General features: G+C 39.6%; 24 protein-coding genes. 4 read left to right on the top strand and 20 right to left on the bottom strand.

What is annotated here, in order from left to right; translation table 11 throughout:
- Positions 1-357: 357 nt before the first annotated feature.
- Positions 358-2,094 (top strand): DNA polymerase/3'-5' exonuclease PolX, encoded by a 1,737-nt coding sequence (polX, locus tag ABJL82_RS15320; RefSeq protein WP_347275579.1) that lies wholly within the window; start codon positions 358-360, stop codon positions 2,092-2,094.
- Positions 2,095-2,288: 194 nt separating this feature from the next.
- Here polX and ABJL82_RS15315 read toward each other — a convergent pair whose 3' ends face one another.
- From ABJL82_RS15315 to ABJL82_RS15275, 9 genes are all read right to left on the bottom strand, one after another.
- Positions 2,289-2,597, bottom strand: coding sequence for a hypothetical protein (locus ABJL82_RS15315; protein ID WP_347275578.1), 309 nt, complete (start codon positions 2,595-2,597; stop codon positions 2,289-2,291).
- A gap of 207 nt (positions 2,598-2,804) precedes the next feature.
- A complete protein-coding gene (locus tag ABJL82_RS15310; RefSeq protein WP_347275577.1) occupies positions 2,805-3,218 on the bottom strand; it encodes a putative toxin-antitoxin system toxin component, PIN family in 414 nt (137 codons plus the stop codon).
- Positions 3,215-3,478 (bottom strand): AbrB/MazE/SpoVT family DNA-binding domain-containing protein, encoded by a 264-nt coding sequence (locus tag ABJL82_RS15305; RefSeq protein ID WP_347275576.1) that lies wholly within the window; start codon positions 3,476-3,478, stop codon positions 3,215-3,217. Before ABJL82_RS15305 ends, ABJL82_RS15310 begins: the two co-directional genes overlap by 4 nt.
- Positions 3,479-3,918: 440 nt before the next feature.
- Complete coding sequence (locus ABJL82_RS15300; protein ID WP_347274162.1) at positions 3,919-4,125, bottom strand: addiction module protein; 207 nt, start codon at positions 4,123-4,125, stop codon at positions 3,919-3,921.
- A gap of 85 nt (positions 4,126-4,210) precedes the next feature.
- Positions 4,211-4,405, bottom strand: a complete 195-nt coding sequence (locus ABJL82_RS15295) for a hypothetical protein (protein ID WP_347275575.1) — start codon at positions 4,403-4,405, stop codon at positions 4,211-4,213.
- Positions 4,395-4,883, bottom strand: a complete 489-nt coding sequence (locus ABJL82_RS15290) for a type II toxin-antitoxin system VapC family toxin (protein ID WP_347275574.1) — start codon at positions 4,881-4,883, stop codon at positions 4,395-4,397. The genes ABJL82_RS15295 and ABJL82_RS15290 overlap by 11 nt, the downstream gene beginning before the upstream one ends.
- A gap of 387 nt (positions 4,884-5,270) precedes the next feature.
- Entirely contained in the window at positions 5,271-5,612 is a 342-nt protein-coding gene (locus tag ABJL82_RS15285; protein WP_347275572.1) for a hypothetical protein, read from the bottom strand.
- Between the two features lie 94 nt (positions 5,613-5,706).
- The gene (locus ABJL82_RS15280) at positions 5,707-6,270 is read right to left on the bottom strand and encodes a hypothetical protein (RefSeq protein ID WP_347275571.1); all 564 of its coding nucleotides are present in this window, start codon (positions 6,268-6,270) and stop codon (positions 5,707-5,709) included.
- 357 nt (positions 6,271-6,627) lie between these two features.
- Positions 6,628-7,842 (bottom strand): O-antigen ligase family protein, encoded by a 1,215-nt coding sequence (locus ABJL82_RS15275; protein WP_347275570.1) that lies wholly within the window; start codon positions 7,840-7,842, stop codon positions 6,628-6,630.
- Positions 7,843-7,990: 148 nt separating this feature from the next.
- On the opposite strand from ABJL82_RS15275, the gene ABJL82_RS15270 reads away from it, so the two are divergent.
- Positions 7,991-8,224, top strand: a complete 234-nt coding sequence (locus ABJL82_RS15270) for a hypothetical protein (protein ID WP_347275569.1) — start codon at positions 7,991-7,993, stop codon at positions 8,222-8,224.
- A 156-nt stretch (positions 8,225-8,380) separates the two neighbouring features.
- Here the strand turns inward: ABJL82_RS15270 and amt are convergent, their stop codons facing one another.
- From amt to ABJL82_RS15235, 7 genes are all read right to left on the bottom strand, one after another.
- The gene (amt, locus tag ABJL82_RS15265; RefSeq protein WP_347275568.1) at positions 8,381-10,420 is read right to left on the bottom strand and encodes an ammonium transporter; all 2,040 of its coding nucleotides are present in this window, start codon (positions 10,418-10,420) and stop codon (positions 8,381-8,383) included.
- A gap of 8 nt (positions 10,421-10,428) precedes the next feature.
- The gene (locus ABJL82_RS15260; RefSeq protein ID WP_347275567.1) at positions 10,429-11,832 is read right to left on the bottom strand and encodes a hypothetical protein; all 1,404 of its coding nucleotides are present in this window, start codon (positions 11,830-11,832) and stop codon (positions 10,429-10,431) included.
- Between the two features lie 185 nt (positions 11,833-12,017).
- Entirely contained in the window at positions 12,018-12,680 is a 663-nt protein-coding gene (locus ABJL82_RS15255; protein ID WP_347275566.1) for a hypothetical protein, read from the bottom strand.
- Positions 12,681-12,921: 241 nt separating this feature from the next.
- Positions 12,922-13,962 (bottom strand): PDZ domain-containing protein, encoded by a 1,041-nt coding sequence (locus tag ABJL82_RS15250; protein ID WP_347275565.1) that lies wholly within the window; start codon positions 13,960-13,962, stop codon positions 12,922-12,924.
- Positions 13,963-14,087: 125 nt separating this feature from the next.
- Positions 14,088-15,311 (bottom strand): U32 family peptidase, encoded by a 1,224-nt coding sequence (locus tag ABJL82_RS15245; RefSeq protein ID WP_347275564.1) that lies wholly within the window; start codon positions 15,309-15,311, stop codon positions 14,088-14,090.
- Between the two features lie 22 nt (positions 15,312-15,333).
- Positions 15,334-16,602: an HAD-IB family phosphatase gene (locus tag ABJL82_RS15240; protein ID WP_347275563.1), complete on the bottom strand. Its 1,269-nt coding sequence runs from the start codon at positions 16,600-16,602 to the stop codon at positions 15,334-15,336.
- A 389-nt stretch (positions 16,603-16,991) separates the two neighbouring features.
- Positions 16,992-17,234 carry a YggT family protein gene (locus ABJL82_RS15235; protein ID WP_347275562.1) on the bottom strand — a complete coding sequence of 81 codons (243 nt, stop codon included), beginning with the start codon at positions 17,232-17,234 and terminating at the stop codon, positions 16,992-16,994.
- Positions 17,235-17,662: 428 nt separating this feature from the next.
- Here ABJL82_RS15235 and hxlB point away from each other — a divergent pair, with 428 nt between their 5' ends.
- Positions 17,663-18,265: a 6-phospho-3-hexuloisomerase gene (gene hxlB / locus ABJL82_RS15230; protein WP_347275561.1), complete on the top strand. Its 603-nt coding sequence runs from the start codon at positions 17,663-17,665 to the stop codon at positions 18,263-18,265.
- Positions 18,266-18,270: 5 nt separating this feature from the next.
- On the opposite strand, the gene ABJL82_RS15225 is transcribed toward hxlB, so the two are convergent.
- From ABJL82_RS15225 to ABJL82_RS15215, 3 genes are all read right to left on the bottom strand, one after another.
- Positions 18,271-20,967 carry a hypothetical protein gene (locus ABJL82_RS15225; protein ID WP_347275560.1) on the bottom strand — a complete coding sequence of 899 codons (2,697 nt, stop codon included), beginning with the start codon at positions 20,965-20,967 and terminating at the stop codon, positions 18,271-18,273.
- A 41-nt stretch (positions 20,968-21,008) separates the two neighbouring features.
- Entirely contained in the window at positions 21,009-22,280 is a 1,272-nt protein-coding gene (gene hutI, locus ABJL82_RS15220) for an imidazolonepropionase (protein ID WP_347275559.1), read from the bottom strand.
- Between the two features lie 150 nt (positions 22,281-22,430).
- Positions 22,431-23,015: a molybdenum cofactor guanylyltransferase gene (locus tag ABJL82_RS15215; protein WP_347275558.1), complete on the bottom strand. Its 585-nt coding sequence runs from the start codon at positions 23,013-23,015 to the stop codon at positions 22,431-22,433.
- A 125-nt stretch (positions 23,016-23,140) separates the two neighbouring features.
- On the opposite strand from ABJL82_RS15215, the gene ABJL82_RS15210 reads away from it, so the two are divergent.
- Positions 23,141-24,097: a peptidyl-prolyl cis-trans isomerase gene (locus ABJL82_RS15210; protein WP_347275557.1), complete on the top strand. Its 957-nt coding sequence runs from the start codon at positions 23,141-23,143 to the stop codon at positions 24,095-24,097.
- 21 nt (positions 24,098-24,118) lie between these two features.
- On the opposite strand, the gene ABJL82_RS15205 is transcribed toward ABJL82_RS15210, so the two are convergent.
- Positions 24,119-24,268, bottom strand: a complete 150-nt coding sequence (locus ABJL82_RS15205; RefSeq protein ID WP_347275556.1) for a hypothetical protein — start codon at positions 24,266-24,268, stop codon at positions 24,119-24,121.
- Positions 24,269-24,453 lie beyond the last annotated feature (185 nt).

The following is a 24,453-nucleotide window of genomic DNA, read 5'->3' as shown; positions in this document are numbered from 1 at the left end:
AATTTATTTTTAATAAACGTAATAGTTGTGGCACATAAATCGCGAACCAATTTTCATGCCACTTTCTGATGTGTTTGATAATTTTTCTGACATTTATTTCTCCTCCTAAGAAATGTTATAATGCTGGCAAATTACGTTTAATTCGGCATTGATTATACCACCTAACTTATTGTTAATCAAGATGATATATCGTTTTTTTGCGATGCTTTTCTTAACTTAATGACATTGGGTTGCAACCTGAACCCGCGAATGTAGTTTCCAGTGCCATTACGTTCCCAAGCATGAATTTGGAAACGAATTGTGCTTCGGTAGTTTAATAGATTACGCTGAATAGTTACAATATATGAGGGTTTGTGTGTGAAGAATCATGAAGTAGCGCTACTCTTCGGAAAAATTGCCGATGTACTGGAACTGAAAGGTGAAAATACCTTTCGTATCAACTCTTACCGCAAGGCCGCAAGGGTAATTGAGGATTTGACGGAAGATATTGAAGCCCTTGCAAGGGACGATAAATTAACCAATATTCCCGGAATAGGGAAAGGCACGGCGGATAAAATTATTGAATATATTGCCACGGGAAAAATGTCAAAATACGAGGAGGTTGCAAAGGGGATATCTGAAGAAACGGTTGCACTCATGCAGATACCAGGTTTAGGGCCAAAGACGGTTGCGATGCTCAACAAGGAATTGGGCATTGTGAATCTTGTTGATATAGAAAATGCAATCCGGGACGGGAAGTTGAAGGGTCTGTTCGGTATTGGAGAAAAAAAGATTGAGAATATCGTAAAAGGCATAGAATTATACAAAACAAGCCAGCAACGCATTTCCATAGGAATGGCATATCCGGTAGTAAATAGGATTATTGAACGATTAAAACAAAATCCCAAGGTTAAGGAGATACAGGCCGCCGGTTCTTTGCGAAGGATGAAGGAGACGGTGGGCGATATTGATATCCTTGCAACAGGAGATGATGGGGCGGAAATAATAAAGTCATTCGTCACCATGCCGGAAGTGATTCAGATACTTGCCTCCGGAACTACAAAGGGAAGTGTCAGACTGGAAGAGGGCGTTCAGGCAGACTTGCGGGTGGTAAATGAGGAGGAGTATGGGTCTGCCCTGCAATACTTTACCGGGTCAAAGGACCATAACGTTCATCTCCGGGAACTGGCAAAGAAAAAGGGCTATAAAATCAGTGAGTATGGCATTTTCGAGGGGGAAAAAAAATTAGGCGGAAGGCATGAATCTGATATTTACAAAAAATTGGGGATGGATTGGATTCCTCCGGAATTGCGGGAAAACAGGGGAGAAATTGAAGCCGCCATTGAAAAAACACTGCCCAAATTGATTGAGTATTCCGATATAAAAGGCGATCTTCATAATCATTCCAATTGGAGCGATGGAAACTGCACCTTTGAGGAGATGGCGGAACATGCGATGAAGAGGGGATATGCATATATGGTGGTATCCGATCATTCTCAATCACTCCATGTAGCGAACGGTTTGACGGAGGACAGATTGCTTAAGGAAATTGATGAAATAGACAAACTCAATAAAAAATTAAAAGGCTTTACATTACTGAAAGCCTCTGAGGTCGATATCAGGACGGATGGTTCCCTTGATTTTTCAGATAAAATGCTGGAAAGACTTGACGTAGTGATAGCGGCCATACATAGCGGTTTTAAACAGGAGAAAGAGAAGATTACGCAAAGAATGATTGCCGCCATACAAAACCCATTTGTCAACATTATCGCACACCCAACAGGACGCCTTATCAGCAAACGCGTTGGGTATGATGTTGATATCGAAAAGGTTCTGGATGCATGTGCGGAAACCGGCACGGCACTGGAGATTAATTGCTATTATGACCGGCTCGACCTGAATGACATATATTGTAAAAGGGCGAAAGAGAGGGGGGTGAAGATTGCTATTAGCACAGACTCCCACCACACAGATCAAATGTGGATGATGGAACTGGGAATAGGAATTGCCAGGAGAGGCTGGCTGGAATCTCAAGATGTGATAAATACGTTTTCACTGGAGAAATTAAAGTCCTTTTGTAAAAAGAAACGAAAGCATGGGAAACGTATTGTGTAACGGGATGCAGCAAAACGAAAACATCGGATAGTATATTATCCGGTAAAACCCCTTTTTTAAAATAAGTTTTTTACCACCCTTTAATCCATTCCTTCGTAAGCTGGGGAAAGAGGAGGGGGGGTCTCTGCGGTTCAAAGGCTTTATGATTGGTTTATCCCAGAGGTGTTCAATCCATGCGATACGATAATGAGGCATTATTTCCCAGAAGGAACAGCCACCTGTTTGTTCTTCTCATAACCATCAATAGCCTTCCTTTTAAATATTAAGTATTTAAATCTCTGTTCCTGATGGATCAGTACAAGTTCCCACCCTTCCTCACCTGAAGCATTAAGTAATTCTTCAGGGATTCCTATGGTAGTGATACGCGCCACCTTGTATTCATATTTATCTCCGGCATATGCATCCCCGGCAAAACAATCATTCGCTTTGCTCCCTGGCATTGATAAAAAAAATACAAATGCAAGAGTCAGCAGTAACAGTGACAGGTACTTATGCATATTCATCGTTCCGATTCCTTTCTGTAAAAAGTCTTATAAATAAAACAATTTCATACATAACCTGATTGGTTCCTGTTCTGTTTAGTATGGCTAACGTAGAAGTCAGTGACGAGTGCCACTGTATCATAACAACATGCCTGAAACTGATTTACACTTCTTAAAACAATGCTATCTAAAAAGCGACCTGTGGCACTCGTTCAATGCACTGTTTTGTTAGCTTTTGCTCTTTATATATGTTTCTATAAATGACCGAGGCGTTAATACTTCAACCCCTCTGAATCCTGATATATCTAAGAGATGCTTGTCACCACTTACAATTATTTTTGTTTTGCTTGCCAGAGCACAAGATATAAACTTATCATCTTCTGGATCAGCAGAAACGCTGAACGGGATTAGCGGTGCGTAAACCCAAATAGCGTTAACCGTTAACAGGTCGAGAAATACTGAAATATCTATGCCTTTAAATTGCCTTGATAATTCTGTTGCAATCCGTTGGTATTCGTCAAATATTTCTTGTGATAAAACAATATCAATCTTCCTATGCCGCCATGCATCAAGAATTTGATACGGCAGGCCACCAAAGAAAACTCCAGATATGAATACATTTGTGTCAAGTACGATCTTCACTTTTGTTTTCGTACTTTTTGAATTACTGCTGTAATATCTGACTTCTTCATGCCAACTTTTCTTGCTTGTTTACGGGCATCAGAGATTAACTGATCAAATTCAGCCATAGACGGTTGAGCTATCGACTTTAGGATGACCACATCATTTTTGCCTACTACAATAAACTGCGCTCCTGTTTTCAATCCGAGTCGTCTTCTAATATCCTCTGGTATAACAATTTGCCCTTTGGAAGACATTTTTGTTGTCGCTAATGGTGCCATTTCTCATACTCCTATCTTAAATTAATCTTACAGGTAAGATTATAGCATACAAAAGATACTTACTAATGACTATCTTTAAAAGCTAACATAATAATCAGGTGCGCCGCCTTTTGCGTCACCTGAATTAAATGGTTAGCTTTTTCTTTTTCCTAATTTACTTTGTATCAAAGATGGATTGCGTCTCATATCTAATATGGCAACTACTTCTACAATATCTTTATCTATTTCATAGTAAATAGCAAATGGAAATCTTTTTGAAAACATTCGATAAAACCCAAACTTTTTACTATGAATTCCACTATAAAATTTTAAACATTCAAGATCGGAAATCAGACAATCAAAAAAATAATCACCAACACCCTTTTCTTACAAATCATAAAAAAGCCTTCCTTCTTCCAAATCTACAATAGCTTCTTTTAAAAGAAATACCTCCCGTTGCTTCATTTGTAATTACCTGCTTTTAAATCCTCCAAGGATATGAATTCAGCCTCCCCTTTTTCAATTTTCTTTCTTCTGGATTCAAGTATTTCTTTGTGCCATTCTGGTGATTCGATTTCATTTTCTTCATGACACAATGAATCCCATAATTCTTCCATTGCTTGTAAACGCTCAATAATGGACATCTTTTTTATTTCAGTTATCGTCATAATTTATCTCCTTATTTATAGAAAGTTAACGATTGCGCTAAGCTGCGACGTAAAACGCCGTCAGCTTCAGCGATTGATTAGGCTTTTAACTATCGCTATCTTTAATTATTTCTTTTATTGCCGATATATTTTGACGATCAGGTGTAAAGTCAACGACTATTGCCTTGGCATCTTTTTCCTTTTTTCGAAGTTCTTCTACGAGCTTGTCAATGTTATATTTATATTCCTGAGCAATTTCATCTTTCGACTTCCAGAGCTCTTCCAGTATTTCATTCTTCATCTGAATCACCTCCAATTAGTTCTTGAGGAGTACATATTTCAGGATAGTTGTATCCATTAACTATAATTATCGAGCGAACCAAGGGTTTTATTTCAGCATTATCGATATGGCGACAATTCCATGTCAGAAGGTAATCAATATTGTGCACCGCAGAAAGTGCAATATGTAATGCGTCGTCAGTGGCTTTAGTGGGCAGCGCGTTCCCGGAAATTAATTTCCTGGAGAGTTCCACCGCAGAATCCGTCAGTTTCAGCAAGGGGATTCCTTCAATTGCTTTCAATCTCCGCTCTGCTGCTTCTGAATCTCCTCGTCCAGCTTCTTCAAGTACAAGTTCGGAAACAAATAGTTCAAATAAATTTCGTCGTTTTTCCCACCACTCTATTGTCAAACTTTGCCAAGCCGCTACAATAAGATTCCGAGATGGTCTTCCTGCCAGATAGCTTATAATTGAAGTTTCAATGTAGACCCTTTTTTTCATTTGTCTCACATTTTCCCAGTTTTATTAATTTGCGCTTAACGACCAAGCTCAGGTGCGGCGGGGGGAATAACCACTAACCTTTGTGAGCAAAATAAAAGATTGCTAAACCACAAAACCTTTTTAAACACGCCCCAGCCCCCGCCGTCAACTGAAGCAAAACAGTTATACGGTCAATCGCATTCTATCCATAAGGTTTTTGTAATGGACGCTTGTAATATCCCTCCATATGTGGAGGAAAAAGGCAAAACAATTCAATGTTATTGTAAGCATCTATTTCACTGAAGTCTGCAAGCCAGATTTCAGAAAAACCATACTCTGGCAAGTCTGGAAATAATTCTTCTGTTAGAGAACCGGCTATCTCCCAAAGAGGTGATTCTTGAAGTTGTACTATGAGTATTGTCCTCTCCGATAGTTTCCAATCTTTGCTTTTTCTCTTCTCTTCTCTTCTTTTGTGTAGATAAGGGTTTGTATTAAGTCTATGGCCTGATCAGGGACAATGTTTATGTTTTTATTGATTATTTTATCATAAAACACTTCATTTGGGTGGCCTCGCCTAACTTGAACTATCTCAACACCAACAAGTGAGCCATCATTTCTTTTACATATAAAATCAGGTCGTTCGGAAGCCTCGACGACTTCAAGAAAGTCTTCTACAACCTCTTCATAAATCGGGTTGAAATAAGTAAGAACCTCTAATTCGGCTTCTTTTTTATAACCATTATCTCCCATTTTTCACCGTATAACGCTCCGCATAACCGGCTGGCAATGAAGCGTAGCGGAATTGCCAGTCCAAGTTGATGCGATTGTTATACCTTCTCCTTTTCTATCTCATTTGATCCCCGTCAAAGAAATCACTTTTGAGGCTATTACATATCAAACAAACTTTGGCGATATTCTCTACTTTATAACCTTGTTCGTTATGGATTCGGTCAATCGTCATCCATCTTATGCTTTGATGCTTTGGGCTTCGATAAAATCTTTTGAACTTAGCTAACTCAAAATTATTACCTTCGTATGCAAGTATAAAATCTCTAATTTCCAAGTATTCATCTAAACTGATACCGCAATAGAAACAAACATCGGGCTGACTATTCCACCAATCCGCTAATGATTCGGCAGTTAATTCGAAGGATATTCCTCTTTTCTGTGCCCCCTGCCGAAGTATTGGAATCGCTCCCTTGCCATATCGGTAGTAGCCACGATCTTGTGCTCTCTCGATAGCTCTGCTCAGGGCTGCTTTACCTTTAGCTGTTTTTAAGTGTTTAGCAGCTTTCTCTTTGTTACAAGTTTTGCAATATGAATGAAGACCATCTTTATTGCGAGAGTTCTTATGAAATTCGACAACTGGCTTTTCCACGCCACATCGCGCGCAAATCTTAGTATTCATAGGTATAACCATTGATTATCACAAACAATTGCCCTGATAACCTAAGAAAAGCACTATTATCAGGTAAAATTATTGTGTAGTATTTTAAAAATTACCTTTAATTTTATTTATTACTGATTGTAGTACCTTATCAGGGTAATAAGCTATCCTTTTCTTCTTTAACTGACCTCTGAAACTACGGTGTGAGCATTCCCTTTACAATACGCCGCTTTCCTAATAAATTTGCGCGTCGGAATACAGGAGATTGTTTAAAATAGTTTTGACGTATTGAATATTGACGTTTGTCTTTTCCTTTAAATGACGAAAACCCAACGACTTTTTGCCCGCCCCCTTATATGCATTACATATTGTTACTCATTATTTATGATTCGGCGTCAGAGTAAGGACTTTTCTATAATGTCGTTCTGCAAGTTCCTGCTGATCTGAATCTTCATAGGCAATGCTTATTAAACGATGGTATTTTGAATTATATGGCTGAAGTTCTATCGCCTTTAAAGAATATTCAATGCACTCCTGAGGGTCTTCTTCGACCAATGCATTTAAAGCATTGTTGTAATAATAATGACCAATAATTTTCCTGTATTCACCATACATCCCCCAAATCGAAACAAAAATAACGGGGACGATAACAAGGATTTTTTTAAATAAAGTATCAAAGAAGGGCGTTTCGGTCTTTGTTTCTTCAAATTCTCCTGAACAAATAATTCCCAGTCCGATGAAAAAATACACGGAAGAGGCAGATGTGTGCAGGTTGTAACTTACCATCGATTGAGACAAGGTAGCAAGGCATCCTGCGGCAGGCGCAAGGAATAATAGCTTTGTTTCAGTAGTATATTTAAAAAGAAAATTCCGCAAAATAGCCCTTATAATAACAAAGAGGAAAATACAAATGCCGCAAAAACCCACGATACCCGTTTCTGTAACCATGTGTAATAATTCGTTGTGTGCATACATGGTCATCCACTTCCATTTCCCTGATTTGTAAAGAGGGTATTCAATAAAATAGTTTCCCAAACCCACTCCCCTGACAGGCTCCTGAAGCAGCATTTTTGCCGAGTCTTTCCAAAGAGTAAGACGTAAATTATCTTTTCTGCTGATTGTCGTTGAAATATGGCGTAATGTTTTTTTGTGTTGAATGGGAATTTTACCCCATAAAGCGGCAACGGGCAGTGCAAACACAAACGATATGATGCAAAAATAAAAGATTATCTTTTTCTTTGATGAACATAGTGAGACTATTGGGGAAGTTTTTAATTTTATGCTGAGATAATAAACAAAAAAGAATATGCCTCCGATTATAGTTGAAACCATCCCCCCTCTGCAAAAAGTAAAAAATAAGGCGAGCGAGGATAAGGATATGCAGGAAATGGTCAGTATTTTTGTTTTCAGGGAGGAACAATTTACCAGGATTCCAAGGCTCCACAAAACCATGATGGATAAATATTGCGCCAGTATATTTTGATAACCAAAAAAAGAATATATTCTTTTTTTTGAAAAACCGCATGGATAGAAGGAGAGTATTTCAAAATACTCTAACAATGCATACAGTGCGATAAAACAGCTTATTCCCATGCAGATCTTTATTAGTGGCAGAAGTATATTTCTGGACCATTTTATTTGTGCAGCCGCAAGGAAAAGAGTGAAAAGGCATGCCCATCTCTTTAATTCATCGAAGCCCTCATGATAATTTGTACTGTGTGGAATAGTTACGGCAAAACAGGTGAGTAATAGCAACGTTGCTAAAAAGAGTGAAGATGATAATGTCGTTAATAATTTGTTTGTAGGGAAGAAAACAAAAATAATTATACCGCATGAAAGGAAGATAGAAACTGCTCTTTTGGGAAGCAGAAAAGGGTCTTCCGGAGTAAATGGCAAAAAGAATAACGGAGTGATAATTAAAACGCTTAAGAGGAGTATAGAGTTAAATTTATTGGTCATACCTAAGCTGGCATAGCCAGAACCAAACAATCACGAAAATAGTCTGCAATCCTCAGTCTGCAATTTGCAATTTGCTGACTGTAGACTGCCGACTGCAGAAGGGACCATTAAATATTTTGCCCAAAAAGGCAAAGAAATTACTGATAAGATACTTAGTGCGTGCATCGCAATCTTACTTGTTCATCGGATTTATGGGCAAGATAAAAAAGAAGGTGCTTCCTTTTCCAAAGGTACTTTCTGCCCATATCTTGCCGCCATGTAATTCTACAAGACGTTTTGTCAGATGCAATCCAAGCCCTGTACCCTCATATTCTCTTGTTAGCGATCCATTTGCCTGGTGAAACGCTTCGAATAATTTCTCTTTGTCTTCCGGTTTTATGCCAATGCCGGTATCAATTATTTCAAATTGCAGGGATTTGTTTTTTTGGAAAGCGTTTATAGTAATTTTGCCATTTTCAGGCGTAAATTTCACTGCATTTGATAGCAAGTTATAAAGTATCTGCCTGAATTTTGTTTTATCAGCAAACAGCGGCGGCGCGTTATCCTGTATATTTGTATAAACGGAAATTCCTTTATTATTGGCGGATGCGTTTATAATTGTCAGTGTTTTATTAATTGCATCTTCAATGCAAAATTCCTCGTATTGAAGCTTCATTTTCCCCGTTTCAATTTTTGAAAGGTCCAATATGTTGTTAATCATATCAAGCAGATGATGACCGCTGCTGTGAATATCGTTTACGTATTCTTTTTGATCTTTGCTGAGAGATCCGGCGATTTCATCACGCAAGACTTCTGCGAAGCCAATGATTGCGTTTAAAGGAGTGCGTAGCTCATGTGACATTGTTGTCAGGAATTCAGATTTTAGCCTGTTTGCCTTTTCCAGGGCAACATTTGCCCGTTGAAGGTCTTCTGTCTTTTCCTGCACCTTTTTTTCAAGTATTGTATTTATATCCTGTAGCCGCGTTATTCTTATAAAATCAAGCCATGATGCAACATCTTCATATTCGGCAACATTCAGACCTCTCTTTTCTTCTTCAGGGGTTACCCGTAATCTCGTTACTTTCTTTAGGCACAGGAAGAAAAGCATGCCCAGCCCGAATGACCATGAAAAGGCGACGATAATGCCTAACGCCTGTATGCCTAACTGATGCATTCTGCTTCCGTTTTCCGCAAGAAGATACGATTTCTGAGCAAATATTGCAACGCAGAGCGTACCTATTACCCCGCCGACTCCGTGCACGGCAATGGCGCTTACGGGGTCGTCGACTTTCAAAGTCTTTTCAATAAAACCTTCTGCAATGATTGCCAGTATGCCGGTAATGAGGCCGATAACTACTGCGCTGAGTGGGGTAACCATATTGGAACTTGCCGTTATGGCAACTAATCCGGCAAGTATCGCAGTGAAGAGACTTCCCGCTTCGATCTTTTTTTTTGTTGCATAAATAAATATGAGGGCAGAAACTCCGGCAGCGGCGGCAGCCATGTTCGTATTCAGAATTACCAATCCGATATTTGCGCTCACTCTCAAAAGACTTCCGCCGTTAAAACCGAACCAGCCAAACCACAAAAAAAAGGTGCCTAATGTGGCTAACGGTACATTATGTAACCCTATCCGGTTCGAAGATCCGTCAGGATTGTATTTGTCTATTCTTGGCCCGACCATTATAGCCGCCGCCATGGCAAACCAGCCGCCTATGGAATGTACTACCGTCGCACCTGCAAAATCAATAAAACCCAATTCTTTTAACCAGCCGGTTTGATCGGGGGAAAAGAGATTGCCCCATGCCCAGTGCCCGAAGATTGGATAGATAAAGGCAACAATAAATGCGGTACCTGCTATATTGGGAAGGAAACCGGAACGTTCTGCTATGGCGCCTGTTAATATTGTGGCGGCAGTGGCTGCAAAGACCATTTGGAAAAAAAAGAAAGAATAAGAAAGTTCATTGGAATGCAACATCACATCATTTGCGAAGAAAAGATCTATTCCGATCAATCCCATGTAGCTTTTGCCAAACATGAACCCAAAGCCCACACTGAAAAAAACGAGTGATGAGATAAGAGTATCTACGAGATTTCTCAATGCAATACTGATGGCATTTTTGGACTGGGAAAATCCGGTTTCATAGGAGGTAAACCCCAACTGCATAAAGAATACCATGCAGGCTGCCATAATCACCCATATATGGTTAATATTTATTTGTATGTTTTCCATAAATTATTTTACTTCGGTTTATTTTTTTCTTTACCATTACCATTACCATTACCATTGCAAATTGCCTGAATACTGATAAACGGCAGCAATTCATTTGTGATACGCACGATGGCAAAGCCTGGAATTTTCAGAAAATGATCGATTACATAATTTGCTTCATGTGGTTCTGTGGGGGCTGTGCCCTGCAACCTAATAATTTGCCCGACGCCCAGCCCGGAGATGTTATCTGTTTGCAGCGAAAGGCCTTCACGGGAGTAATCACAAATGCCGGTTATTGTAATAGTTTTTTTACTCTCTTCCAGAAGAAAATGTAATGATGGCAATGGATCCCATTTCCACGACAGGCGGGGGAACTTACGCCGGTCAAATATTGTATTATTTTTTTCCTTCGACAGTTTGAGTATTCCGTACAATTGTTTAAACCACCAGGAATGGTTGTTAAATATATCTTTCAGTATGCGGTCATGGTCGGCAATCCTTGCCTCTACATGAAATAAATCGATATTTGAGGTCATCCATAACTTCAGGAAATGGTCTTCCAGTATTTTAAAGGGTGTTGCATCAGAAAGCAGTTGAAATTTAAAAACAGGCATATGAGACCCGCTGACGGCATTTGCCCACAATCTGTCAGGGTCTTTGCCAAACGAATACGGCTGAAAATATGCCGTATCATCGATAATTATAAGCCAGCAGTTGGGGGTATATACATAAAATCTGGCAGTATCTCTTACCTTCGGGTAGTTTCTGAGCATGTCGCAGGCATGTGCAAAGTCGCTGTACATCCCCTGGTGGAAGAAGGGTTCAAATGCCGGTATTTTTGACCGGTCGGTATTAATAATTCTGGCGATTTCTGAAGGGGGGCTTTCCATAAACGTTCTGAAAACTACCTGAGTGTGATGCGCGTCAAGCAAAAGTATTTTGCCGTCAATACCATCGGATATTTTTTCATTAAAAGAAAAAATCAATTCCTCGAAGGGTATGATCTCCGAGTGCGCAATACCAAGAAGCCATAGTCTCTTTTTTGCATTTTTAATGGAATCGTAAACATCTCTTTTGACGCCTTTGCGGGAATTATATATATCTACAAGTCCACAGGCGGCAGCCTTACCGATAAACTGATTGGAGCTATGAAAAAATTTTTCCAGCGAGTTCTTGTTTTCATTTATGAGAAGATTTGTTGGTTGCAAAGTTTCCTGTATAATATTCTTCATGTGTCCAAATATTTCCCACCAAAAAAATGTATATTCCATTATATGAATACACATTATAGCGCTAAAAACCAGAAGCAGATGCTTGATTATTTCAGGAATGTTGTGCCAATAACGCGGCAACAAGAGGTAAAGTGTCGTTGCGACAAAAAAAAAGAAACACGCAATAAGCATTCGAATAAAGGGTCTTGGCCTCTCATTCATGGGTTGTTCTCCTTTTAGTCCGCAATGCTTCCATCGGGAACAATTCAGTTTTTTGAATAATTCCGACGATAACGACGTTTTCCATACAGGATATGGGAACAAGCATTTTTAATTTTTCATGTTATTAATAATTATCTTGTTTCAGGATGTTAAATACTATTGAATTCTCTGATTGGATTTTATTATTACTTCTGGTCTTCCGGTGGTGTTTTTTCCGATGAGAAAGGTTTGCTGTTTTCGGTGATAAATTGTAAGGTGAGATTGTCATACCAGCCTGCCACATACCCATATCCCCAATCCTGGCGTGTTTCGGTGAATACGGTAATAATATTTTTTGACGGAATGATTGATAATGAAAATTTAGTCCATGAAGAAATCGTGTCGCCGCCAATATAAAATTTAAACGGAGTGGTGATAGTATTTACAGGGTTCCACTGCCCGTCAAGGATGCCTATGATAGTAATGTCTCCAATATTATCACCGTAGAATGCCATGCTCCCTGTCACCACATAGGTAGAATGTGGCTGGACATTCAGTTCCTGATAAATACCGCCGCGGGCTGTTCCTTCAGTAGTTACCTCTTGTGTTAAAGCGGATAAACCGCTTATTGCCGGTGGTGTGGGAACTCCTATTGTCCCCGGAACATGAATATCCACTCTTGCCGGATGTTTCACCGGAATGCCATCGCCGTCCCATGGAAATGTTTCCCAACATATCCAGCCCGAAGTATTGCCGGTTTCAAAATCGCCATTTTTGAGTAGATTCTCGCCAATGGAGTCTTTTATCAGGCAAAAAGAGGATATCGTTAAAAAAAATAAAAAAAAGCTTTTTAATAAAATGAAGGGCATATATTTTTTACAACAAAAATGGTTATTAGTACTTACTAGTAATTTCTTCGCATTTTTGGGCAAGATATTTAATGGTGAAATACGAAACTCGAAGTACGAAATACGAAACAAATTCGAATAACAAAGCACAAAATTCAAAACAAATCCAAAACATACGACAATATGAAGCACGAAATGCGAGTTAAAAAGAAGCACTTGTTTTAAATTTCGTGTTTCGTATTTTTTATTTCGTGATATCAATTCAATTTTTTTGCACCTTTAATTTTTTATAAAGGGCAAACTCCTCATCCGCTTCCCTTTTTAAACCCAGCTTTTCATAAGCGATGCTCAGGTTAAAATGAGAGAGCGCTTTATATGGGTCGGCCTCAATAGCTTTTTTGTATTCTTCCATTGCTTCCTGATACATTCCCTTCCGCAATAAAAGGTCGCCAATCTCATTGTGTACCTCTGCGGACTTTAATTCAGATTTTCTTATAGGCGGCTCATGCGGGGCAGTTACCGGGGTTGAAGCGATCGCCTTACGCAATGGTTCAGATACCTGCGAGGTATTAATTGTAGAATCGTGTTCAGGAATAAGCAAAGTAACAACAATAATGCCATCTGAACGTAGTATAGTAAGTTTTGCTTCTTTGTTGGCGGAAGTTTCCGTTAACATGGCAAATTGTTTTTTTGTCGTAATCTTTTCGCCGTTCCAGTCCATAATGAGATCCTCAGTTTTAATCCCCGCTTTTGCAGCAACACTTCCTTCAAGAACGCTGACAACCAGAACGCCGCTTTGACTAGGTTTAAACCTAAACCATTCTTTATTTTCCCTGGTCAGGCTGCATACAATTAAACCAATGGGATTATGTTTTTCTAAAAGAACAATGCCTGTTCCCTTCACCCATGATGTCTTGTTTACACCGTAATCAGTGCCTCCAAGTTCTCCGTAAGACCGCCAGGTTTTTGCGTATCCTGTATCATATTGCACATTTATTACCGCCTGCGCCCCAACCAGAAATGCCTTCTCTTTTATTTTTTTCGCCAGGACGTCATGCCCTGAAAACCCATACTCACCAAGGCTCACCTGCCCCATATTTTGATAGGCTACGTTAATATCTCCCGAGCAGACAAATATTTGTTCATATTTGTCTGCCTCAGTACCCTTTGCGCCTTTCTTTGGTTCGAGTGTTTCCTCTTCGCTTTTAAAGGGTGATATATTATTTAAGTATTCTTTCGTACTGCTGCTGCATCCAGTAAAGACTATTAATAAAAAAAGGATTAGGGCTATTTTTGGGTTCATTTCTAATATTCTTTCTCTTTTCATAAAAATGTAGAAAATAAACGTTGATTACTATCATATTACATTTAATTCAGAGACGGCATGGGGGGAACTCCAGCCGCCACGGGAACGATTTAGATTTTAAATTAACCACATTTTCTTAGTATAAAATATTTATGAACGGGCTGCGACAATTTTGCAAATATTTTCTGTCCGGCATGCGCTATTTTTATTGGTTCATTCAATTCATTCCTCATCTTCAGGCACGGCTCTTCAAAATCGTCCTTTAATTTCTTGCCCATTATTTCAATAGAGATATTTTCCTTAATGGTATTTTTCACTAATATTTCTGCGATGTTATCGTTGGATACACTATTAATAATCCCCAAGAATTCATATTCTTTAATATAGGCATGGTCCTGGTGGCTGACTTGCGGATTATTTTCACGATATCCCAAAAAGAATCCGGTACCAAATTCACGATGACTCGTCTTTTCCAGTTCAGATAACCATTGCTCATCAATTATGTAATTCTGAGAATCAGAAAAATAACTGTCCAATGCCTCGCGATAGACCCTTGTTACGGAGGCTACATAGTATTGGCTCTTCATGCGTCCTTCAATCTTCCATGCAGTAATACCGGCGGACACTAATTCTGGAATATATTCAAGCATGCATAAATCCTTGGAACTTAAAATGTAAGTACCTGTTTCATCCTGAATAATAGGAAAAGTTTCCCCAGGCCGGTTTTCTTCCTTCAGCACGTACTTCCAACGACACGAATGCGAACAATCTCCTAAATTTGCATGCCGGTTTGACATATAGCTGCTTAATAAACAACGTCCTGAATACGCCATACACATAGCGCCGTGTACGAATACTTCGGTCTCTACTGCGGTATTGGCAATAATTTCTTCAATTTCTCCAAGTGTTAATTCCCGGGCAAGAACGGCTCTTTTTACACCTTGTTGACGCCAAAATTCGAGTGATTTAAAGTTTGTGGTGTTTGCCTGTGTGCTAAGGTGGATTTTTATGTGAGGAGCTATTTCTTTTATCGTTAATAAAATCCCTGGATCAGACACGATTACCGCATCTACCGGTATCTCCGCAAGTGCTTTCACACAAGAGACAATGCTACGAATATGATAATTCCGCGCATAAATATTGAGCGCAACGTATATTTTTTTCTCTTTTTCATGAACATAATCAACGGCATTTCGGATTTCCTGCATAGTAAGATTTTCCGCGCCCATCCGAAGATTAAAACCTTCCGCGCCGATGTATACAGCGTCAGCGCCATATTCAATGGCTGTTTTAAGTTTCTCCATATCGCCTGCAGGGGCAACCAATTCGGGCTTTCTAATGTACATAAATGATGTATGTTTCAGGATTTCAAAAACACAATAATATCAATCCGGCGCCAACAGGCATCAGTAAATTATCTGCTGCCCTTAGCGGTAATGATTCAATAAAGCATGCAACAAAGGCCGCAATTAAGGCAGGCGCAACAGGAAGGAAGATGCATCCGCAAATTATGGCAACAGCCAGCGCCGCCAAAGACCCTTCTACACTTTTTTGCCTGTTATAAGGTATCCTGACTTTCCCGATACTTTTCCCCACCAGAGTTGCGGCCGTATCGGAAAAGGCGACGATCCATATAACAGCGCTTGCTATTTCTTTTGGGAAAATTAATATGGAAAAAGCTGCGCCCAATATTAAGGTGATAGGTCCAAAAGCAATGCCGCGTTCCTCCCGTTTACGTATACTTGATTTCGTAACAAGGCCTAACAGGGGAAAAGAAAGCCCGTTGACCCTCAAAAACTCTGAAATCAAATAGAAAACCACTATGAAAAAAAGCACCGATAGGGTGGTTATAAGGATATATTGGGAAAAAACAGGTACAAGTGCAATTATGATGTGTAAAAGTTTTCTACGTATTTCCTGGTACCATGAATGTGCAAATTGTTTACGCATCCCTGAAAAAAGGGACTTGTATGTGTTTGCATCTGCTACATCCAGAATATCCAAAAGTTCGGACAGGTTGTTGTTGTCTATTAAATAATCTGCCTGCCTGCGGATTGAATACTGAGCGTTTACTCCTATGCCTATATTAGATTTTTGCAAAATGTCTGCATTATTGCGGTCATCTACCAGTACAATTACATCCTGCCACGAAAGATTATGACGTTGCAATTCACGTTCAATGATGTTTACCTTTCCTTCGGGCATAATAAGCTGTCCGTATATTTCTCCTGTTAATGCACCGTTGTCAATGCCAACGGTAATACCATATCCATTGTTTGCAGATACCCTTGTGGCAAGGTCTTTAACAAATACATCAGGAACACCGCTGCTTATTAAAAACACCAAATAACCATGCTCTCGCAATATTTCAATCGTTTCTTTCGCATTTTGGATAAGAGATATCTCTTCGTACACTTTCGTTGCCTGCTCAAGCGTAACATTGCGAAATGAACGGTATACCTTTTTTAGAAAGGTATGGAATGGTAATTTGCCGATGTTGAATAATATGCACAGCAAGAACGTGCGGATGGTGGGTAAAAAGCCAAGACGTTTTGATAAATGGAGGAGGAAATGTCCTCTGAAAAGGACTCCGTCAACATCAAAAATAATAATTTTATTTTTTGGAGCGGTTATCATACACAGCTAAAGACATCTATTTCACGAAAAATTTAATATAGCATCATTTGTTTGATTATAAACAGAGCACAAAAATCGTATGACATTTAGCGAATCGGGTCTGGTCTGGCAATATCTCAAAGAAATTGCTGGTTAATTTTTCAGAAGGATTGATTATAAGGGGCGTGAGATTCCAAACGAAAGTAGAGGACAATTACTTCTTTACATATGATTTCTCTTTACAAAGGAGTCGTTTTTTAAAAGAAATTACCGAAACTACAGATTAAACAGATTTTGGACGATAAAAATCTACAGATAATTTATAATTTTATCGGTGCTGTCGGTGGTTTCAATCTCTTTTGACCTGTCTGAAAAAACCTGTCACGCCTGACAGGGATAATGCATACCCCTCAAAACATCCCGATAATAATTCTTTTAACAATTCCCAATCCGATAAATACCACGATAGGGGAGAAGTCAATACCCCTGAACGTTGGAATATATCTGCGCACCGGATTCAACACCGGGTCAGTGATTTTATACAAAAATTGTATTGCCTGGTTATATGGATTATGCGGCACCCAAGAAAGTACAATTCTGATAATCAAAGCAATTTCATAGAGGCCTATGATTTTTCCCAAAAAAAGTCCCATCCCAACAACTCCTTTTTTATGCTAAAAAAGAATGCAACTGCCGTTATTTACAAAAAGTTTACGGATTGTATCAAACACGTACGTACAGAGCAATAAAAATATAAATATAGACAATGATTAAGCGACCATGAGGATATATGTTAAAATAATTTACAGTAACCGTGAAATCTGAAATGTTAAATACGAATCCACTCCCTGCACCCCCGCTAGCGGGGGACAATCTTCCACTTTGGAGGGGGGTATGCCGGTTTTTTTCATTGGGATTTTGTATTTTGAAATTTGTTTCGTATTTCGTACTACGAATTTCGCGTTTTTAATATCTTATTTGGTTCTGGCTATGCCGATTCAGGAAGTTACGAATATTTTATTATTATGAGCGGTAAAAATTTGTTAAAATTACCAAAAAATCGTGGCGGAGAGGGCTTTAAATGTTTGTGCCTAAAATCATGAAATTACATAAAAACACTACTACCCTGGTCATAAAACCAACTACAAAAATAATATTGAATGAAATTCAATCTGTTCTTGAGAAGATAAATGAACAATCATTTGCACAATTGTTTTCGTCGATTCTTGATGCTAAGAATATATTTGTTACGGGACAAGGCCGTTCCGGTCTGGTGTCCCGTACTTTTGCAATGAGGCTGACACATATTGGTTTAAACGCTTACTGTGTTGGAGACGCCACGACGCCGAATATCGATAAAGGGGATTTACTGATTGCCTGCAGTAGTTCAGGGAGTACGCACATTACCTGCTACATAGCGGAATTGGCTAAAAAATCCTTTGCCACTGTTGCCGCAATTACCTCGCAGAAAAATTCACCTCTTACTGAATATGCCGATATTGTTGTAGACCTGCCCGTGCAGGAAATCCGTACGCACAACAAAATCAATGGTTCTATCCAATTCCGCAGCACGCTTTTCGAACAAGCCTGCCTTGTGTATTTAGACGGCGTAATTCATTTGCTCGTAACGGAATTGAGGAGTTCGGAACAGGAAATGAACAGGAGGCATTCAAATCTGGAATGATATGATTAGCGCCGTTTTTTTGTTATCTTTGAAATGAAACATTGAATGATAGCAGCGAATATCTTACAAGATAATCGCACGTTGAATGCATCAATAAGTATCCTTCGGTACGTCCTTCTCCCTGAAACGCTGTCAAACAATGCCCCTTTTAATTCAGGGTTGCTTTTGGCAATCTGAATAACACCACCCAAAAAACCATAATACGCACCCCATATAATAAAGCGCCTGACTGCCCTTGCATAGGGCAAGTCCTTAATGACGTCGTAAAAACTGTTAAAATATGAGGTATGAAAAGCCCTTTTTGATATGCCAACGTTCATCATAGTTTCTGCCGCTTTAATGCCCATTAAACATGCCGCATTCACTCCCTTGCCCTTAAACGGACGGATAAGGCCTGCCGCATCCCCGATAATTACATATCTATCGCCAAAGGGATTTTTTGCAGGTTTCACCGGAAAACACCCCCTATGATAGTCGAAGTGTCCTAAAGCATCCTTAAAACACTCCGGAAGCTGGTTCATCACCTCGGATTGCTGCAAAAAATTGTCCATGGATTTTGATGAAATTTTAGCCCCTGCAATGTTGATGGTATAGTGGTCTGCCTTTGGGGTGATTGCGCCAAACTCTATTTCTTTTATCGACGATAAAAAGGCATGGATATATCCATCGGTATTTTCTAAATCATGGTGTCTTCCTTTGGGATGAAATTTTGTTAATATAGAGAGTAAATATCTCGGGGATTTATACGGTGTGCCGCTTTCAAATAATTTATGTGTGCCTTCTTCTATGCCGAAGGCGCCCACTGCGACATCGGCGCTTACATGCCGGGTTTCACTATAGATAACAACCTTTTCCCGTCCGATTTCTATATCAGTAACCTTGTTTTTGATTACGATAACGCCGGCTTCTTTTGCTTTTTGTAAAAGATATGCATCAAATTGAATTCTGCGAAGGGCGTAAGATATTTCACCGTTGCCTTCTAGCTTTATCGTTTGCCCATTTGCGTGAAGATAATAACCAGGTATATCCCTTTTCACTAGATGCCATGGGAAGGGGACTTTTAAGGTATCCTCCATGATATGTTCAATAGGCGGGGAAAGTACTCCGGCACATTCATTGTGTTCAATTCCTCCTTCAAAATCCTTCATTTCGTATAAAACAACGTTTACGTCAATATTTTTCTCTTTGGCAAGATGTTTAATGGCAATTCCGCAACTGGCGCCTGCAGGCCCGCCTCCGATTATAACGACGGTGCTTTGATTTTTCAGGGGTCCCAATGCCAGTGTTTCTTTAGAGCTGGCTGTTCCCGCAAGATTTGTATTGGTCAGTTTGCGGAAATACCCATTCACCATTTTTGTCGCAGATCTGAAATTATGGGGAAACATAACTGCCTGTAACCGTAAACTCATTGCATCGTAAAATATTTCCTTATACCCGATATTGCCGGTAACCATGTTCCACAAAATGGCATTGATGCGCTGCGCCCCCCAGGTATCTTTGTGTTTGCAAAGGTAGTCGATGTGCGTGTTTGCGATTTGTTTTTTTGATGTGATATAATCGTGAATGTTTAATATAAGTTTGCCGTAAAGGTTGTCGTTCGCAAGTAATTTCAGCGCCGACGTATAATACGCTTCCTTAAAATCATTTTCTGAAATGCCATGATAAAAAGCGGCGTAGGCGGCTAACCGGGAAGTTTCAAAAGACGATTCAATGCCGTTTTTATATGTACGGGAAATACTTGCATCTCCCGTTATCACGAATCTGTCAGAATAGGGGTGTGTGGCATGCGAAACCGGGATTTTGGGAAAACAGATGCACACGTTTTCCGGCAGCGACCACCCTTCGGGCAAAAGTTCACGTATTCGGGGGTGCTTTATAAACTGCATTAAATGCGCCTTTGTGATGTCTTCATTGCCGACGAGGGATACGGTAACGTAGTCGTCTTTGGGTATAAGCGCTGCAAATTTAATTGGCTTGATTCCCAGTGAAAATACGTATATATTTCTTTGGAAACGCTCCCTGATATAAGACCTCCCCAGTGGGAGTTCCGTATTGCAAGTGCGTATCGACCGCGGTTCGCGATATCCATGTTTCTTCCCCACGATTCTTTTAGTAAGCGCCGTATTCACCCCGAATGCGCCAACGGCGAGGTTTACTGATATTTTTTTACGTATGCCTTCCTCCCTGTATACAATATTTACCAGATGCTGAGGATTTTCCGGCAGCTCAATTTCTTCAACAATCGCAGAAAGGACATTCGCTCCCATAGAAGCGCTGTGGTTTAATAAAAAGTCATCAAAACTAATGTTTGCAGCAGAGGGGGAATATCTGGGGCCGTTTCCGCGGAAAACGGTAACAATTCTTGGTTTATGGCCCGGAATCGGGTGATGAAGAGAGATGCCACGTTCCTGTGACTGAAAGAAATATCCGTCTATTTCGTTTTGAATGCGTGACGTCGGAAGTACAATTCCTTCCTGTTCCATTTTCGCAATAAGGGTCTCCGACAATACCCCCGCGCACATTTTACAGCCAACAGGACCTTTCTGTATAAAATCCTTTCCGCAGAGAATGTAAATGGTAATCTTTTTATTCAGTTCCTTTGCCAGTTTTAATGCAAAGTGCGCAAAAAAACTCCCCGCAGGACCGCCGCCAATAATTGCTATCGTATCGTTATCTTTTAATGGCCCTATATTTGTTTTCATAATTCACATTTCATCCATATACGTTCCTATTGAAATGTTACTCAAGTTGCAAGTATTTTGTTTTCAACTACAATCCTGCCTTTTTTAATAACGGTTTGTACGTGATTTATGCCGAAATAATAGGATAATTGCTGATAATCATCAATATCCAGAATGATCATATCCGCTTGTTTTCCAGCCTCTATACTTCCAATCCGGTTCGCCATAGAGAGCGCGTGCGCGGCATTTATTGTCGCCGCATTGATTGCATGTGGGGGAGTCATGGACATTTTCAGGCTTGCAAGTGTAATCATTATTTGCATATTGAGGCAAGGGCATGTTCCCGGGTTAAAATCAGTTGCCAGTGCGATGGACAATCCCTTTTCCAGCATCTCTTTTGCGGGAGCATATGTATTTTGCATCAAAAATAACGGTATTCCCGGCAACAATACGCAAACGGCCTTACTGCCCGACAATTGATGTATTTCTTTTGATGTGAGGCAATCAAGATGTTCAACCGATACGGCGTCATATTTAATCGCCAGCGGTATCCCGCCAATATCTTTAAATTCATTGGCATGGAGTTTTAATTGAAATCCTGCGTTTTTTGCAGCAAGAAAAATCTTTTCCGTTTGTTTTGCGTTGAAAGCGCCTTCATCGCAGAACACATCGCAAAATGCCGCATATTCCCTTGCAAACGGCAGCATATCGCAAACCAGGCCAACATAGGCATCAGGATCATATTTGTATTCGGCAGGGATTGTGTGAGCGCCTAAAAAAGTGGGAACGATATCCAGGCAATGCGTCTTTTGAAGATGCCTGATTGTTTTAAGCATCTTTATTTCATTCATTAAGTCAAGTCCGTACCCGCTCTTGATTTCAACAGTAGTAGTGCCGTGCAGCAGCATATCGTCAAGACGTTTTTTGGTTAGTGCCGCAAGGTTTTCTGCGCTCAATTTACGGGTAGTATTAACGGTGTTTACTATTCCACCGCCTTTTTTCAGGATTTCATGGTAAGTAGTTCCCTTGATTCGTTCAACAAATTCAGCAGCCCGATTCCCTCCGAAGACTGCATGTGTATGGCAGTCTACAAAACCGGGCATCGCTGCTTTTCCTGAGGCATTAATGGTTTTGATCGTGCCGGAGTCATAGATGTCCATTATTTCTTCGGTGGTAGATACATAAAAAAACTGTCCCTCCTTTATAGCAACAGCGCCGTCCTCTATGATTCCTAAATCGTCCATTTGACAGGAAGTCTTTGGTTTTTGCGTTGCTCCACGAATTGTAAGCAATTGGCCGATATTATATATGATCAGGTCTGGTTGATTTTCCATTATATTCCGTAACAAAAGTAGGGGCGAAGCATTTGCCAGTTTGGGTATGAACGTATTTATGGCAATTTATAGCAAATGCTTCGTCCCTACACTATGCGGCAAACATCGCTATTATTGGAATTTTTCGAAAAACTAAACTGTTACAAAGTTTTAATTGCATTCTGAACGAGAGTCTTCATATTCTCTATAGGTGTTGAGATTGATAAAAGATTTTATATCCTTGCCCGACTTAATAAGTTCTTCTTCGTTAACATGCCGCACATTTACCTTCTGCAAGAAATCAGACATCCGCAGGTCTTCTTCTTCAAGGCATCGCTGCATAGTTTGAATGCAATTTTTTGAATAAAATGCATGAAGAGGTTCTGGCCCGCGGACGGTATGCGGGACAATTACATCATAATTGTCGCTTTTGACAAGTTCCTTCATATATACAATTACTTCCTTATTAATAAACGGCATATCGCAGGCGATTACAAATGCGTATGAGTACTTTGAATGAATCAGTCCCGCACAAATACCACTGAGAGGGCCTCTTCCAGGCATGACGTCAGGAACGATTGGCAATTGTAAGTGTTCGTATAAGGAGAAGTCATTTGCGGAAATAATTATTTCCCGGAATATATGCCTTAATATATCGATTTGAATTTCGATGAAGGATTTATTTCCATAGGCAAGAAATGCCTTGTTTGTTCCCATCCTGGCGCTTTTCCCGCCGGCCAATATAATTCCTGTCACTTTACACATCTCCCATTTGCTCATTTTAAAAGCATTGACACGTTAATTTTCTCTGTGTTATAATTTTAACGCAATTCTAACTTTTTACTAAAAAAATAATTTTTATCTCTTACAAGGCAATATTTATGAATAAAAAATACCTCATCTTACCTATGGCGGCAATGTTTTCTTTTGGAAGTTTTAGTACCTACCATCAGAGTGTGTCAGCCAACCCTGATACCAGTATAGTACTTGTAAGTAAAGAATCAAAAGAAGATAAGGATGTCGTTGCTATTGTCAATGGACAAAAGATTACCAGCAATGAGTTATATGAACTTTTACTAAGTTCTTATGGAAATGAAGCGCTTGATGTGCTTATCAGAAGGACGCTTATAAACCAGGAGGCGAGAAAACATGGGATATCACTTACCACTAAGGAAGTAGAAAACAAGATAAACACCCTTGTGCAGCGCGAAGTGAACGCTTTAATGCAAACGTACAAAATAGAAAACGAAGCGGATCTTGATAAGGAACTGGAAAAGATCGGTGCAAATCTTAAAGAGTTTAAAGATAAATTAACTAAGAAATTAGTAAAAGAGGCAGAGATTGAATTACGCGCTGAAAAGGTCGTAATGAAGACGATTTCAGTATCTGAAGAGGATTTGCAAGAGGCATATAAAAGTATTTATGGAGAGAAAATCGAGGCGCAGCAGATAGTTTTGAAAACGAAAAGAGAGGCGGAAGAAGCTCTTGAGAAACTGCGTTTAGGCGCGGATATTACGAAAATGGCAAAGGCCCAGTCGATTGACCGCGCTTCCGCTTCACGAGATGGGAAGATGTTGCCATTTAGCCCGGAAGATGACATTGGAAAATCAGTTGCGCATCTCAAGCCGGGTGAGTTAAGCGGTATTATAAGTACGAATTACGGGTATCACATTATAAAAATTACCGGCAGAAAAACCGGAAGCGACAAAAAGTTTGATACGGTTAAAAAAGAGTTAGAAGAATTAGTACGGGAGAAAAAATACAGGGAAAGATTAAGGCCGTGGCTTGTAAATCTCGTTGAAAGCGCTTCCATCACAAAAAAAATAGCGACCGATTAAACAATCGTGTCCGTGCTATTTTTATATTGGCATTTTATCTTTTCTCCCGGCGGGTTCAGGTTTGCAACCTGAACCTATGCGTTTATGCGTATAATGGGGCAATGTACTGCGGTAAAATTCCAATGCCCAAATCCCAAAATCCCTGTTTGGAAGCTGGAATTTATTTGTCATTTGTTCTCCTAATAGAAGGCTGGATTGAAAGTATAAAACGTTTGGTTCAGGTTGCAAACCAATGTCATTAAGTTAAGAAAAGCATCACAAAAAAACGATATATCATCTTGATTAACAATAAGTTAGGTGGTATAATCAATGCCGAGTTAAACGTAATTTACCAGCATTATAACATTTCTTAGGAG

The sequence above is a fragment of the Candidatus Kuenenia sp. genome (assembly GCF_039794105.1).
Lineage (GTDB): Bacteria > Planctomycetota > Brocadiia > Brocadiales > Brocadiaceae > Kuenenia.
This window is presented reverse-complemented; position numbering and strand designations above follow the sequence as displayed.

What these genes read in the sequence shown, in the direction of transcription:
- ABJL82_RS15315 (WP_347275578.1), bottom strand. Translation starts at nt 2,597, where the DNA reads ATGAATATGCATAAGTACCTGTCACTGTTACTGCTGACTCTTGCATTT.
- ABJL82_RS15305 (WP_347275576.1), bottom strand. Translation starts at nt 3,478, where the DNA reads ATGGCACCATTAGCGACAACAAAAATGTCTTCCAAAGGGCAAATTGTT.
- ABJL82_RS15300 (WP_347274162.1), bottom strand. Translation starts at nt 4,125, where the DNA reads ATGACGATAACTGAAATAAAAAAGATGTCCATTATTGAGCGTTTACAA.
- ABJL82_RS15295 (WP_347275575.1), bottom strand. Translation starts at nt 4,405, where the DNA reads ATGAAGAATGAAATACTGGAAGAGCTCTGGAAGTCGAAAGATGAAATT.
- ABJL82_RS15290 (WP_347275574.1), bottom strand. Translation starts at nt 4,883, where the DNA reads ATGAAAAAAAGGGTCTACATTGAAACTTCAATTATAAGCTATCTGGCA.
- ABJL82_RS15285 (WP_347275572.1), bottom strand. Translation starts at nt 5,612, where the DNA reads ATGGGAGATAATGGTTATAAAAAAGAAGCCGAATTAGAGGTTCTTACT.
- ABJL82_RS15280 (WP_347275571.1), bottom strand. Translation starts at nt 6,270, where the DNA reads ATGAATACTAAGATTTGCGCGCGATGTGGCGTGGAAAAGCCAGTTGTC.
- ABJL82_RS15275 (WP_347275570.1), bottom strand. Translation starts at nt 7,842, where the DNA reads ATGGGAATAAGCTGTTTTATCGCACTGTATGCATTGTTAGAGTATTTT.
- amt (WP_347275568.1), bottom strand. Translation starts at nt 10,420, where the DNA reads ATGGAAAACATACAAATAAATATTAACCATATATGGGTGATTATGGCA.
- ABJL82_RS15260 (WP_347275567.1), bottom strand. Translation starts at nt 11,832, where the DNA reads ATGAATGAGAGGCCAAGACCCTTTATTCGAATGCTTATTGCGTGTTTC.
- ABJL82_RS15255 (WP_347275566.1), bottom strand. Translation starts at nt 12,680, where the DNA reads ATGCCCTTCATTTTATTAAAAAGCTTTTTTTTATTTTTTTTAACGATA.
- ABJL82_RS15250 (WP_347275565.1), bottom strand. Translation starts at nt 13,962, where the DNA reads ATGAACCCAAAAATAGCCCTAATCCTTTTTTTATTAATAGTCTTTACT.
- ABJL82_RS15245 (WP_347275564.1), bottom strand. Translation starts at nt 15,311, where the DNA reads ATGTACATTAGAAAGCCCGAATTGGTTGCCCCTGCAGGCGATATGGAG.
- ABJL82_RS15240 (WP_347275563.1), bottom strand. Translation starts at nt 16,602, where the DNA reads ATGATAACCGCTCCAAAAAATAAAATTATTATTTTTGATGTTGACGGA.
- ABJL82_RS15235 (WP_347275562.1), bottom strand. Translation starts at nt 17,234, where the DNA reads ATGGGACTTTTTTTGGGAAAAATCATAGGCCTCTATGAAATTGCTTTG.
- hxlB (WP_347275561.1), top strand. Translation starts at nt 17,663, where the DNA reads ATGTTTGTGCCTAAAATCATGAAATTACATAAAAACACTACTACCCTG.
- ABJL82_RS15225 (WP_347275560.1), bottom strand. Translation starts at nt 20,967, where the DNA reads ATGAAAACAAATATAGGGCCATTAAAAGATAACGATACGATAGCAATT.
- hutI (WP_347275559.1), bottom strand. Translation starts at nt 22,280, where the DNA reads ATGGAAAATCAACCAGACCTGATCATATATAATATCGGCCAATTGCTT.
- ABJL82_RS15210 (WP_347275557.1), top strand. Translation starts at nt 23,141, where the DNA reads ATGAATAAAAAATACCTCATCTTACCTATGGCGGCAATGTTTTCTTTT.
- ABJL82_RS15205 (WP_347275556.1), bottom strand. Translation starts at nt 24,268, where the DNA reads ATGACAAATAAATTCCAGCTTCCAAACAGGGATTTTGGGATTTGGGCA.